Source organism: Bacteroides sp. AF32-8BH (assembly GCF_003435205.1).
GTDB lineage: Bacteria > Bacteroidota > Bacteroidia > Bacteroidales > Bacteroidaceae > Bacteroides > Bacteroides ovatus.
Window position 1 is genome coordinate 1 of the sequence record NZ_QVLZ01000030.1, and the last position, 12,488, is coordinate 12,488.

The 12,488-nt window shown below is 40.1% G+C and carries 12 protein-coding genes; 7 read left to right on the forward strand and 5 right to left on the reverse strand.

Annotated features, from left to right (window positions below):
• Nucleotides 1-239: 239 nt before the first annotated feature.
• Nucleotides 240-866, reverse strand: coding sequence for an HU family DNA-binding protein (locus DWZ47_RS19925; protein ID WP_004302073.1), 627 nt, complete (start codon nucleotides 864-866; stop codon nucleotides 240-242).
• Between the two features lie 349 nt (nucleotides 867-1,215).
• Here DWZ47_RS19925 and DWZ47_RS19930 point away from each other — a divergent pair, with 349 nt between their 5' ends.
• The 4 genes from DWZ47_RS19930 to DWZ47_RS19945 all read left to right on the forward strand — a co-directional run bounded on the left by DWZ47_RS19930 (nucleotide 1,216) and on the right by DWZ47_RS19945 (nucleotide 4,187).
• Nucleotides 1,216-2,190, forward strand: coding sequence for a GNAT family N-acetyltransferase (locus DWZ47_RS19930; protein WP_117514382.1), 975 nt, complete (start codon nucleotides 1,216-1,218; stop codon nucleotides 2,188-2,190).
• A gap of 59 nt (nucleotides 2,191-2,249) precedes the next feature.
• Complete coding sequence (locus DWZ47_RS19935) at nucleotides 2,250-2,681, forward strand: DUF1810 domain-containing protein (RefSeq protein ID WP_117514384.1); 432 nt, start codon at nucleotides 2,250-2,252, stop codon at nucleotides 2,679-2,681.
• Between the two features lie 18 nt (nucleotides 2,682-2,699).
• Nucleotides 2,700-3,074: a YccF domain-containing protein gene (locus DWZ47_RS19940; protein ID WP_004305673.1), complete on the forward strand. Its 375-nt coding sequence runs from the start codon at nucleotides 2,700-2,702 to the stop codon at nucleotides 3,072-3,074.
• Nucleotides 3,075-3,194: 120 nt separating this feature from the next.
• On the forward strand, nucleotides 3,195-4,187 hold the full coding sequence (locus DWZ47_RS19945) for a YeiH family protein (RefSeq protein WP_004305675.1): 993 nt from the start codon (nucleotides 3,195-3,197) through the stop codon (nucleotides 4,185-4,187).
• A 116-nt stretch (nucleotides 4,188-4,303) separates the two neighbouring features.
• On the opposite strand, the gene recA is transcribed toward DWZ47_RS19945, so the two are convergent.
• The 4 genes from recA to DWZ47_RS19965 form a co-directional block, all read right to left on the reverse strand.
• On the reverse strand, nucleotides 4,304-5,338 hold the full coding sequence (gene recA, locus DWZ47_RS19950; protein WP_004302078.1) for a recombinase RecA: 1,035 nt from the start codon (nucleotides 5,336-5,338) through the stop codon (nucleotides 4,304-4,306).
• A gap of 26 nt (nucleotides 5,339-5,364) precedes the next feature.
• Nucleotides 5,365-5,820, reverse strand: a complete 456-nt coding sequence (gene bcp / locus DWZ47_RS19955) for a thioredoxin-dependent thiol peroxidase (RefSeq protein WP_004302079.1) — start codon at nucleotides 5,818-5,820, stop codon at nucleotides 5,365-5,367.
• A 29-nt stretch (nucleotides 5,821-5,849) separates the two neighbouring features.
• Nucleotides 5,850-7,043 (reverse strand): saccharopine dehydrogenase family protein, encoded by a 1,194-nt coding sequence (locus DWZ47_RS19960; RefSeq protein ID WP_004302080.1) that lies wholly within the window; start codon nucleotides 7,041-7,043, stop codon nucleotides 5,850-5,852.
• 97 nt (nucleotides 7,044-7,140) lie between these two features.
• Nucleotides 7,141-8,424 carry a hypothetical protein gene (locus tag DWZ47_RS19965; protein WP_117514386.1) on the reverse strand — a complete coding sequence of 428 codons (1,284 nt, stop codon included), beginning with the start codon at nucleotides 8,422-8,424 and terminating at the stop codon, nucleotides 7,141-7,143.
• 145 nt (nucleotides 8,425-8,569) lie between these two features.
• On the opposite strand from DWZ47_RS19965, the gene DWZ47_RS19970 reads away from it, so the two are divergent.
• The 3 genes from DWZ47_RS19970 to DWZ47_RS19985 all read left to right on the forward strand — a co-directional run bounded on the left by DWZ47_RS19970 (nucleotide 8,570) and on the right by DWZ47_RS19985 (nucleotide 12,378).
• Entirely contained in the window at nucleotides 8,570-9,358 is a 789-nt protein-coding gene (locus tag DWZ47_RS19970) for an META domain-containing protein (protein WP_008651324.1), read from the forward strand.
• A gap of 328 nt (nucleotides 9,359-9,686) precedes the next feature.
• Nucleotides 9,687-11,600, forward strand: a complete 1,914-nt coding sequence (dnaK, locus tag DWZ47_RS19980) for a molecular chaperone DnaK (protein WP_004302085.1) — start codon at nucleotides 9,687-9,689, stop codon at nucleotides 11,598-11,600.
• 217 nt (nucleotides 11,601-11,817) lie between these two features.
• Nucleotides 11,818-12,378 (forward strand): helix-turn-helix domain-containing protein, encoded by a 561-nt coding sequence (locus DWZ47_RS19985; protein ID WP_007571755.1) that lies wholly within the window; start codon nucleotides 11,818-11,820, stop codon nucleotides 12,376-12,378.
• Nucleotides 12,379-12,488: the final 110 nt, after the last annotated feature.

The window sequence follows — 12,488 nt, forward strand, 5'->3', positions numbered from 1 at the left end:
GAAGACAGTTGAAATAAAAAAGAGATTACCACCAAATTTGACGAAGAACCAGAAAAATGATTTTCATTTCTCATATTCTCATAATTATTTTATAATAATCTTATAACCAGATAATTACTGAATGAGAAACGTTTTGAGAAAGCCTATTTCTCATAGTTTCTTTAGTGAAATAGGCCTCAAAACAGTTATTTCTCATCTATTTTCGGGGTATTTCTCATACTGTTATCCTCTTCGTTCGACTATTTTTTCTTTATATATACCCTGTGTGCTCCTCTTCCTGTGATTTCTATTCCAGAATCCGGTTGATGTCCCCACTGTCTTAGTTCGTTGGTTGCTGCTGTTTGCAACAATCCTGTTAGTTTGCGATATTCCCAAACGGTCAGGAAGGGATGTTCATCCAGATACTTTAGAGCTAATGCCAGTCGTTGTTCCGATGTGAATTTATTAGAGGATCGTTGCTTTTTCCAGGGTGCTCTTTCCAGTTGGCATCTTTCGCTGATATTTCTCACCATTTCTCGGTCTACCCGGAAATTTACACCTCCTATAAAAATACTTTGTGCGTTGCGATGACTCCCCCCTTCTTCTGGATCTTCCCGCTCCTTGTCTCTGCCTAAAGTAAGAGAGGGAGTAAACGTTCCTATTCCGTCTATCTTTACCGAGCGCCCTTCTGCCATCAAATGCGCCATTTCAATGGCGGTCTGAAGTAGTACGCCTTCTATGTCTCCTGCACTGAATCCACTGACGTCGCCAACTCGTTGCGCCAACTCTTTTATGCTTGTATTATCTATCCGCGCAAATTTAGGATAAGTAATTCTTTTGCCTGTTTTCTGAAGATCGGGCATCTCCTCTATGATATATCTTGCCATATCATCTATTGTTTAAAGTATTAATAGATAAGTTCTTTTGTATTAGAGGCAAACTTCCTTTCTTCTAATAGTAAAGTTCCTTTTGATTAATTATAAACTATAAATGCAACTTTTGTTTTTATAATTGAAGCTTGCGTTTATAAAAACAAAGCTTTCATTTTTATAATCAAAGCTTGCATTTATAGTTTACTCTTATACAAAGATAAGTTTTCTATTTGACAAAAAGAAGTTTATCCTTAATAAAGAAGAAGTTTTCTATTAATAGTTTGGGAGGGAATGAAGATGATGAAAGAGAAAGGATATAACGGGATTTTATGCTTAATATATTATTTCCTAAAAAGTGGATGCAATGCTTCTGTTAGTTTTTAGAAAAGTGTATATTTGTAATATTATGAGTCATACTAATATCATGCAAGCTGAAGAAAATGATTTGGTAAACATTTTATCTTTGCAAAAGAAATCTTTTATGGTGGTGGCCGAGCGAATGAATAAATTCGATCTTCCCCCTTTGTTGCAAAATCAGGATGAGATTTGTGATGAGTATCAGACAGGCATTATTCTAAAATACGTATCAGATGATGAACAGATTGTAGGTTCTGTCAGGGGACGTATGGATGAAAATAGAGTATGTCATATTGGTAAATTGATAGTGCATCCCGATTTTCAGAATAAAGGTATAGGTAGAGAACTTATGACTGAAATAGAACGATTATTTCCCCACTGTCATAAGTTTTCTCTTTTTACGGGTGAAGAGACACCCAATACTTTGCATCTATATAGCAAAGTCGGTTATAATATTGTATGTAGAAAAGAAATGGAGGGTATCAGCATGATTATTATGGAAAAAGAAAAACTTACTTATAGAGATTTTACGTTTGACGATTTAGAAACTGTTTGTAAATTACCTCGAAACAAGCTGGAACTGTTTTTTATGTTTCCTAAAGCTGATTTTCCTTTAACAATCGATCAATTAAAGAATACAATAAAAGATAGATTTGATTCGACTGTTGTTTTATTTAATAATGAAGTAGTAGGGTTTGCAAATTTCTATGAGGTAAGAGAATCTCAATATTGTGCTATTGGAAATGTAATAGTAAGTCCTTGTTTTCGTAATCGTGGCGTTGGCACATTTCTGATAAATGCTATGGAAGATATTGGGAAAAAGAAATATAATGTATCGGAGCTTCATTTGTCTTGTTTTGATGCTAATACGAGTGGGCTTCTGTTATATACTAAATTAGGATATAAACCCTATGAAATAGAGAAGTACATTAATAAGGAAAACGAAGTCTCGGCTTTAATAGAATTGAAAAAAGTGCTGTGATTCGAAATAAATCACTTATTTGATTCTGTTATCTCCTGAAAGTATGATAACTTAAAAAAATGCGAGAAGTATCTATGACTAACTATAACTTACAACGATTTTTAGATGCCCAGCGAGGTGATTATGAACAAGCCCTTGCAGAAGTTAGAAACGGGCGGAAATATTCCCATTGGATTTGGTATATATTTCCTCAACTGAAAGGATTGGGCATGAGTTATAATTCACAGTATTATGGCCTTAGCGGCAAAGAAGAGGCTGAAGCATATCTTGCCCATCCAATTTTGGGAGAAAGACTTCGTGAAATAACGTCTGTTTTTCTTCATTTGAAAAATAAAACGGCGCAGGAAGTTTTCGGTTCGTTAGATGCGATGAAAGTATTGTCATGCATGACGCTTTTTAATGAAGTTGCTTCGGATGATTTGTTTCAGCAAGTGATCGACCATTATTTTCAGGGTAAAGTGGATGAGACAACAAAAAGAAAATTGGAATAATAACTAATACTATTTTATATGGGCTGTTTAATGAATCTATTGTGGCTGCTGCTTGGTGGTATCTTTACTGCTGTCGAATACCTCATTTCGAGTTTATTGATGATGCTGACCATTATCGGCATTCCTTTTGGAATGCAAACATTGAAGTTGGCCGGACTTGCTTTATGGCCTTTCGGTAAAGAAGTCAGAAGTGGGAACCGTTCCGGTGGCTGCCTCTATATATTGATGAATATCCTGTGGATATTTCTGGGTGGCATTTGGATCTGTCTGTCACATTTGGTTTTCGGGGCTATATTGTGCATTACCATTATCGGAATCCCTTTTGGATTACAACACTTCAAGTTGGCATCTTTGGCATTATCGCCTTTTGGGAAAGACATTGTAACAGTGTAAGAGTAGTTGGGAGAGAGTATGCTTATAATTAAAAGTTATAATGCATAATTAGAAACTATTGGTGGGGCTTGATTGTTTATCGTACCTTTGCACCCGGAAAACGATTAAAGACAAAAAGATATGATTTCAACAGCTACAAAAACTTTGCAGGCAAATAATAAGATGATTTATATTGCGCTGCTTTCCACTCTGACTTTCTTCCTGTTTTTAGACTATATTCCGGGATTGGAAGCATGGTCGGCTTGGGTAACTCCTCCCGTTGCTTTGTTCCTCGGACTTATTTTTGCATTAACTTGCGGACAAGCACATCCAAAGTTTAATAAGAAAACATCGAAATATCTGTTGCAATATTCAGTAGTAGGATTGGGATTCGGTATGAACCTTCATTCTGCTTTAGCTTCCGGTAAGGAAGGTATGGAATTTACGGTCATTTCAGTAATCGGAACATTGGTAATTGGCTGGTTCATCGGACGTAAATTGTTTAAAATAGATCGGAATACAGCTTATCTTATCAGTTCGGGAACCGCTATCTGTGGTGGTAGTGCTATCGCAGCAGTGGGACCGGTGTTGAAAGCGAAGGACAGTGAAATGTCTGTGGCATTAGGTACAATCTTTATCCTGAACGCTATTGCACTTTTCATTTTCCCTGCCATTGGTCATGCATTGAATATGGATCAACAACAGTTTGGAACATGGGCAGCTATTGCCATTCATGATACCAGTTCTGTAGTAGGCGCGGGAGCTGCCTATGGTGAAGAAGCATTAAAAGTGGCTACTACTATCAAATTGACCCGTGCTCTTTGGATTATCCCGATGGCTTTTGCTACTTCATTTATATTCAAGAGCAAAGGACAAAAGATCAGTATTCCATGGTTTATCCTCTTCTTCGTATTGGCATTGGTGGTAAATACTTATTTACTGGATGGAGTGCCACAATTAGGAGCAGCTATCAACGGTATTGCCCGTAAGACTTTGACGATAACTATGTTCTTCATCGGTGCTTCTCTTTCTATTGATGTTTTGAAAGCTGTTGGAATTAAACCTCTGATTCAAGGAATATTGCTTTGGATAATTATCAGCTTGAGTACATTGGCATACATTTATTTTGTATAAGGGATAAAAGAGAGAATGATATAAAAAAGAAAAAGGTGGGAGAATGATCGTAAACGACTTTCTCCCACCTTTGTTTACTTAGCTTTCAGCCTACGGATAAACAGATCTAAAGCTATTTATTTCTTCTTCAATTCTTCAAAAATCAGTCCTTCCAGTTCTTCTGCCAATTCAGGATTATCCATAATGCATTGTTTAGCGGCATCACGCCCTTGTCCTAACTTAGTATCGTTGTAGCTATACCATGAACCGCTCTTTTTGATGATTCCCAAGTCAGCACCCAAGTCGATGATTTCTCCGGAGTGGGAGATACCTTCACCGAACATGATGTCAAATTCAGCTCTGCGGAAAGGAGGCGCTACTTTGTTCTTCACTACTTTCACTTTGGTCAGTTTACCAAGAATCTCTTCACCATCTTTGATAGGTTGACTACCACGGATATCCAGACGTACAGAAGCATAGAATTTCAATGCGTTACCACCAGTCGTTGTTTCCGGGTTACCGAACATAACGCCGATCTTCTCACGCAGCTGGTTGATGAAAATACAAGTCGTACGTGTCTTGCTCACAGCAGCTGTCAACTTACGGAGTGCCTGAGACATCAAACGTGCCTGAAGACCAACTTTGTTGTCACCCATGTCACCTTCGATCTCCGCTTTAGGGGTCAGTGCGGCTACAGAGTCGATAACGATGATGTCGATAGCAGAAGAACGGATCAGTTGTTCTGCAATTTCCAAAGCCTGTTCTCCGTTGTCCGGTTGAGAGATATAAAGATCATCAATGTTCACTCCCAGTTTAGATGCGTAGAAACGGTCGAAAGCGTGTTCGGCATCAATAAAAGCAGCGATACCGCCGGCCTTTTGTGCTTCAGCAATGGCGTGGATAGCCAATGTTGTTTTACCGGAAGACTCCGGGCCATAGATTTCGATGATTCTACCTCTAGGGTAACCTCCAACACCAAGTGCCACGTTCAAGGCAATAGAGCCTGTCGGGATCACTTCTACTTGTTCAACACTATCATCACCCATTTTCATGATAGAACCTTTACCGAAGCTCTTTTCTATCTTTTCCATGGCAGCCTGTAAGGCTTTTAGTTTTTCGCTTGATGCCATTTTATTATCTGTTTCAAAATTAAGTTCATCTTTCTTTGCCATACCTTATTCTTATATAATTAATGGAGTTATTGATTTAAAATCTGTGAGGCATGTTCCTTGGTCTTCACTTCTTTGGGAGTGATAATCCGTTCTACGATTCCTTCTTCATTAATCAGGAAAGTAGTGCGGAAAGTACCCATGTAAGCACGTCCGTACAGTTTCTTTTCTCCCCATACTCCAAACTCTTCCACTAACCTTTTGTCAGTGTCGGCAATCAGGGTAAAAGGAAGATTGTTCTTTTCGATGAATTTCTGGTGCGACTTTTCATTGTCTACGCTGACACCGATTACTTCATAGCCGGCTTTACGTAGTTCGGAATAGTTGTCGCGCAGATTACACGCTTGTGCGGTGCAACCTGATGTACTGTCCTTCGGGTAGAAGTACAACACAATCTTTTTTCCTTTATAAGCACTTAAACGGATTTCTTCGCCTTTTTCATTGATGCCTAAGATTTCCGGTGCTTTATCTCCTACGTTTATCATAACTATCTTTTTAATGAACAAGTCTACTCTTATAATTCCAGATTTTTGTCGAACTCTTCATGCCAGGGAAGACCTTGCTTGTTGAGTTGTTCCATAAACGGATCCGGATTGAACTCTTCTACGTTGTTTACACCCGGACGCTTCCACTCACCTTTGAAGAACATCATGGCTCCGATCATTGCCGGAACTCCGGTGGTGTAGCTCACTCCTTGCATACCTGTTTCCCGGTAAGCTTCCTGATGGCTGCAATTGTTGTATACATAATAAGTACGTTCCTTGCCATCTTTCAAACCGCGGATACGACAACCGATAGAGGTTTCTCCTTCGTAGTTTTCTCCTAAATCCTGCGGGTTAGGCAATACAGCTTTCAAGAATTGCAGCGGCACAATCTTCACTCCGTTGTAATCAACTTCGTCGATTCGTGCCATACCGATGTTTTGGATAACGCGTAAGTGAGTTAAATACTCTTGTCCGAAAGTCATCCAGAAACGTGCACGTTTGATTGTCGGGTAATGTTTCACCAATGACTCTAGCTCTTCGTGATAAAGAAGATAAGAATCACGCGGACCGATGTTCGGATATGTCAGGTCTTTATGAATTTCCAGCGGACCGGTAGTTACCCATTTGCCATTTTCATAATAGCGTCCGTTCTGCGTAATTTCGCGGATGTTGATTTCCGGATTGAAGTTCGTAGCAAATGCTTTATGGTGGTTACCCGCATTACAGTCTACAATGTCCAGATATTGAATCTCATCAAAATAATGTTTAGCTGCATAAGCGGTATAGATGCCACTTACTCCCGGGTCGAATCCGCAACCGAGAATAGCTGTCAGACCTGCTTCTTTGAAGCGATCGTGATAAGCCCATTGCCAACTGTATTCAAAGTGAGCTTCATCCTTCGGCTCGTAGTTAGCGGTGTCCAGATAGTTCACTCCAGCTTTCAGACAAGCTTCCATAATAGTCAGATCCTGATAAGGGAGAGCCACATTAATCACCATTTCCGGTTTGAAATCGTTGAATAAGGCTACCAGCTCATCTACATTGTCTGCATCAACTTTAGCTGTTTTTATATTGGGGTTACCTATTGCCTCGACGATTTTATCGCATTTCTCTTTCGTACGACTGGCAATCATGATATCTGTAAATACATCGGCATTTTGTGCCACTTTGTGCGCAACGACAGTGCCAACACCGCCCGCACCAATAATAAGAACTCTACCCATTTCGTTAATTGCGAATTAAAATATTAAGAATATTGGAATTGTTAGCTTTGCAAATATACGTGATTATTTTCAGATAATCATTCGCAGCTACCCCTTTTTATTTGTAACGCTGCAAGGTTCCATTTTCAAATTCCAGCGTTTTGCCATTGTAAAACCAAGTTTCGAAACGATTGTCTTTTTTTAGCTCGATTTCTATCGGATCACCAATGGACAAACGGCATTCCACTGTACTCATACCCGTCTCCAGATCTCCCCGGGAGATAATCTGCCAACGATTTTCTGTGATACCCGGATATTTTTTATGTATATCTTCGAATCCGAAAAAGTCTTCGATATAATTTTCATTTCTGACGATAACATCATATTTCAGATCGGTTTCCAATTCATAGATCGCTCCGTCATTGTCTTCTAATGAGAGAATAGCCAGACTGCCGGGAGGAGATAATCTAATGTCTTTGATTTGCAGAACTGTATATCGGGGCAGGTGAACGCGTGATTCGGTCTGCTTGTCTTCAAATGATATGATTCTTTTGGCTGGCAGCACCTTTTTAGGATAAACTGTCATTCCCATATATTTATTTTTCAGGCTTTCGATAGTGCCTAGACTCTTATTGGTGAAACTGAATGCATTTGAGAAATACTTCATTCTCTTTTCTCCTTGAAAATCATTCAGGTCCATGCCGGAGTTTGTTCGTGAGAGGGCAACTTCCAGATAATAAGAATGTCCCTGCATATCTTTGAATACGATTTTTGCCGGATATGCCTGACTGCCGACTCCGATAGCGGTAATCGTTGCTTCCGTATTGACGGGAATGGCTATATCCCGGTAGCCGGAATAATTGTTGGCATCGTCTATCCGGACACTTTCTGCTTGTATATAGACTGTTTTTCCTACCAACAGCTCTTTAGCAGTATCCACATCCTTCAAATAAACCAATCCGTTGATGCCGGCACGGGGAGCCTTTTCGGAGATCTCCTCCAGCCGCATATTCTTTATCTCATAATAATATTTTCCTCCCTCACATTCGAAGATGAAGCGAGTGGAGTAGTTAGTCCCGTTGGGGATATTCTGAGCTTTCTCTTCAGTTCCCGTGAAAGTGAGTATTTTATGTTTCAGCAGGCTGTTGTCTACCCCTTTCTCGGTCTCGTAGCTGGAAAGGGTGGGAAGGAACATGCTCCGTGGAGATGGAACGAACATAAATTTCATTCCGGGTGTCCATTTGCCCAGCGGTAGCAACGGAAAGTTACTTTTGATAAACTGTTCTTCTTGGCCTACAGGGATTTCCTGTGCAGAAGGAGTAGTGACGATGTAATCATTTTGGGCTATGATAGGAGACGTACCACAGTAGAATAGAATCAAAGACAGGACAATTATTCTCATATTTGTTTACTTTAAGTGAACTATGTAAATTGTTCGTTTGTTGTACATTTACTGGCAAATGTATATATTTTATGTTGCATTGGATGTTATTTTCCAATCTTTTTGATATCTTTGCCCTCGATTTTAACTTAAACGTTATAACAATATGAAGAAAGTATTTGTTTCAATTTGCATTGCTGGTGCAGCACTTGCAATGTCTTCGTGCCGTTCGGTTGAGAAGGCAATTTCCCTGTCGTCTATCAATGGTGAATGGAATATCATAGAAGTCAATGGCTCGAAAATCACTCCGGGCGAAAGTAAATCCCTTCCTTTTATCGCTTTTGATACAGCAACCGGTCGTGTGTCCGGCAATAGCGGCTGTAATCGGATGATGGGTAGCTTCGATGTAAATGCGAAGCCGGGAAGTCTTGAACTTACAGGAATGGCTAGTACCCGGATGATGTGTCCGGATATGACTACTGAAAATAATGTATTGAATGCTTTTGCGCAAGTAAAAGGATATAAGAAGGCAGGTAAGGACAAAGTGTATCTTTGCAATTCGTCCAACCGTCCGGTTGTCGTTCTACAAAAGAAGGAGGCTGATGTGAAACTTTCGGTTTTGAATGGAGAATGGAAAATAAAAGAAGTGAATGGTGAAGCAATTCCTTCCGGAATGGAAAAACAACCTTTCATTGCTTTTGATGTGAAGAAAAAGACAATTCATGGCAATGCCGGATGTAATTTGATTAATGGCGGTTTTGAAACCAGTACCAGTAATGCCAAATCAATTTCTTTTCCGGGAGTAGCGAGCACAATGATGGCTTGTCCGGACATGGAAACAGAAGGTAAGGTGCTGAAAGCTATCAATGAGGTGAAGTCATTCGATGTGTTGTCCGGTGGCGGCATTGGCTTGTATGATGCAAATGGTGCATTGGTCATCGTGCTGGAAAAGTAATAAATAGATCGATCTATATAATAGGATATGCCTGTGTCTCACATGACGACACAGGCATATTTTTTTCCTTTCATCGAACCAGAGCCGTCTGCATTTGTTTAAAGAAACAGTTGCTGACTGGCTTTGAATATGACTATGTCAGCAGTGTTTATTTATTAAAACTGTCTTTTTGGCAGATATTATGTCATGCATTCGTATAATTTCTTTTTGGCACACGGTTTGCTTTTTAGTAAGCGTCCGTTCGCGACGAGGCTCCTTGATAAGAGCCGGAGAAACAACCGGACAAAAAGAAATCAATGAATAAATAATAAATAAAAAAATAACGATCATGGGAAAAATTATTGGTATTGACTTAGGAACTACAAACTCTTGTGTTGCCGTATTCGAAGGTAACGAACCTGTAGTAATTGCAAACAGTGAAGGTAAACGTACGACTCCTTCTGTTGTCGCTTTCGTAGATGGCGGTGAACGTAAGGTGGGTGATCCTGCAAAACGTCAGGCTATTACGAACCCTACACGTACAATCTTCTCTATCAAACGTTTCATGGGTGAAACTTGGGATCAGGTACAGAAGGAGGTGACTCGTGTTCCTTATAAAGTAGTGAAAGGTGACAATAACACTCCGCGTGTTGACATCGACGGACGTCTGTACACTCCGCAGGAAATTTCTGCAATGATTCTTCAGAAAATGAAGAAAACTGCCGAAGACTATCTCGGTCAGGAAGTAACAGAAGCAGTTATCACCGTTCCTGCATATTTTTCCGACTCTCAACGTCAGGCTACTAAGGAAGCCGGACAGATTGCTGGTCTGGAAGTAAAACGTATTGTAAACGAACCGACAGCCGCAGCTCTTGCTTACGGTCTGGATAAGGCTCACAAAGATATGAAGATTGCTGTATTCGACCTTGGTGGTGGTACATTCGATATCTCTATCCTCGAATTCGGTGGTGGTGTGTTTGAAGTACTTTCTACAAACGGTGATACTCATCTGGGTGGTGATGACTTCGACCAGGTAATCATCAATTGGTTGGTACAGGAATTCAAGAACGACGAAGGTGCTGACTTGACTCAGGATCCGATGGCTTTGCAACGTCTGAAAGAAGCTGCTGAAAAAGCTAAGATTGAGCTTTCCTCTTCTACAAGTACAGAAATCAACTTGCCGTATATCATGCCGGTGGGTGGTGTGCCTAAGCACTTGGTGAAGACTTTGACTCGTGCAAAATTCGAATCTTTGGCTCACGAATTGATTCAGGCTTGTCTTGAACCATGTAAGAAGGCAATGAGTGATGCAGGTTTGAACAATGCTGATATTGATGAAGTAATCCTTGTTGGTGGTTCTTCACGTATTCCGGCTGTTCAGAAATTGGTAGAGGATTTCTTTGGCAAGGCTCCTTCTAAAGGTGTGAATCCGGATGAAGTAGTAGCAATTGGTGCTGCTGTACAAGGTGCTGTGTTGACAGACGAAATCAAAGGTGTAGTATTGTTGGATGTTACTCCGTTGTCAATGGGTATCGAAACACTGGGTGGTGTAATGACTAAGTTGATCGATGCTAACACTACCATCCCGGCTCGTAAGAGTGAAACATTCTCTACTGCTGCCGATAACCAGACGGAAGTTACTATCCACGTATTACAGGGAGAACGTCCGATGGCTGCACAGAACAAATCAATCGGTCAGTTCAACTTGACAGGTATTGCTCCGGCTCGTCGTGGTGTTCCTCAAATTGAGGTTACATTTGATATCGATGCCAACGGTATCTTGAAAGTATCTGCAAAAGATAAGGCTACCGGTAAAGAACAGGCTATCCGTATTGAAGCATCCAGTGGTTTGAGCAAGGAAGAAATCGAAAAGATGAAGGCTGAAGCTGAAGCTAATGCTGAAGCAGATAAGAAAGAACGTGAAAAGATCGACAAGTTGAACCAGGCTGACAGCGTAATCTTCTCTACTGAAAATCAGTTGAAGGAATTAGGTGATAAGTTGCCTGCTGACAAGAAAGCTCCGATTGAAGCTGCTTTGCAGAAATTGAAAGATGCTCACAAGGCACAGGATTTGGCTGCTATTGATACTGCTATGGCAGAAATCAATACTGCTTTCCAGGCTGCAAGTGCTGAAATGTATGCACAGAGCGGTGCACAAGGTGGAGCACAGGCTGGTCCTGATATGAATGGTGGTGCTGGCCAGCAAGATAACAGCAAGCACGGAGATAACGTTCAGGATGCTGACTTCGAGGAAGTCAAGTAAGTTGCGATAAACAACGATAACTAAAAATAGGAATGCAGGGTGTAACTCAATGAGTTATGCCCTATTTCTTTTTATATCACTTTTCCTTGACTTTGCTTGTTATTCGGATTTTTATTATATATTTGTACCATAATTGTACCGACACTTAAAAGTAGATAATGTGACACCTATAAAAACAGCGGTATTGAGAATGAAGAATATAAGTAAAATGTAGGTTATGCCAGCAGCAAAATTTGAAATAACACGTCAATGCAAGGTTTGTGGAGAAACCTTTGTAGCTAAAACCATTGAATCGTGGTATTGCACTCCCAAATGTTCCAAGATTGCGTGGAAAAGGCGTAAGGATGAAGAACAGAGATTGCAAAGGTTGGACGAAGTGGTTAAGAAGATACCCAAGTCCAAAGAGTATATCACAGTTCCTGAAGCATACGCTTTGTTTGGCATAAGCAAGGAAACTCTTTATCGTTTAATTCGTAAGGGTACAATCCCAAGTGTGAATGCCGGAGAAAGGCAGACTTTACTATCAAAAGAAGAATTGATGAAACTCTATCCTCTCCGAAAGAAAACTCTCACAAAGCCAAAGCCTATTGCCAAGCTGTATAGTCTGGAGCCAAAGGACTGTTATACTATTGGCGAAATCACAGAAAAGTTTCTTGTGAATGAAAGCACTGTTTACCTTCATATACGCAAGTATTCCATTCCTACCAGACAGATAGGTAACTTTGTTTATGTACCAAAGAAAGAAATTGATAATCTATATAAAGGTGTGAAGCGATGAAGAAAGCATTAGTACATGAGTATCGATTAAATATCTCAACTAAGTAATTGCACAACGATAGAAATTCGCATAAATGCATACAACGTAGTACTTTAATTGAGATTTTTATC

Coding starts and splice junctions, on each gene's coding strand:
- DWZ47_RS19925 (WP_004302073.1), bottom strand. CDS start 866: ATGGCAAGATATATCATAGAGGAGATGCCCGATCTTCAGAAAACAGGC.
- DWZ47_RS19930 (WP_117514382.1), top strand. CDS start 1,216: ATGCTTCTGTTAGTTTTTAGAAAAGTGTATATTTGTAATATTATGAGT.
- DWZ47_RS19935 (WP_117514384.1), top strand. CDS start 2,250: ATGCGAGAAGTATCTATGACTAACTATAACTTACAACGATTTTTAGAT.
- DWZ47_RS19940 (WP_004305673.1), top strand. CDS start 2,700: ATGGGCTGTTTAATGAATCTATTGTGGCTGCTGCTTGGTGGTATCTTT.
- DWZ47_RS19945 (WP_004305675.1), top strand. CDS start 3,195: ATGATTTCAACAGCTACAAAAACTTTGCAGGCAAATAATAAGATGATT.
- recA (WP_004302078.1), bottom strand. CDS start 5,338: ATGGCAAAGAAAGATGAACTTAATTTTGAAACAGATAATAAAATGGCA.
- bcp (WP_004302079.1), bottom strand. CDS start 5,820: ATGATAAACGTAGGAGATAAAGCACCGGAAATCTTAGGCATCAATGAA.
- DWZ47_RS19960 (WP_004302080.1), bottom strand. CDS start 7,043: ATGGGTAGAGTTCTTATTATTGGTGCGGGCGGTGTTGGCACTGTCGTT.
- DWZ47_RS19965 (WP_117514386.1), bottom strand. CDS start 8,424: ATGAGAATAATTGTCCTGTCTTTGATTCTATTCTACTGTGGTACGTCT.
- DWZ47_RS19970 (WP_008651324.1), top strand. CDS start 8,570: ATGAAGAAAGTATTTGTTTCAATTTGCATTGCTGGTGCAGCACTTGCA.
- dnaK (WP_004302085.1), top strand. CDS start 9,687: ATGGGAAAAATTATTGGTATTGACTTAGGAACTACAAACTCTTGTGTT.
- DWZ47_RS19985 (WP_007571755.1), top strand. CDS start 11,818: ATGCCAGCAGCAAAATTTGAAATAACACGTCAATGCAAGGTTTGTGGA.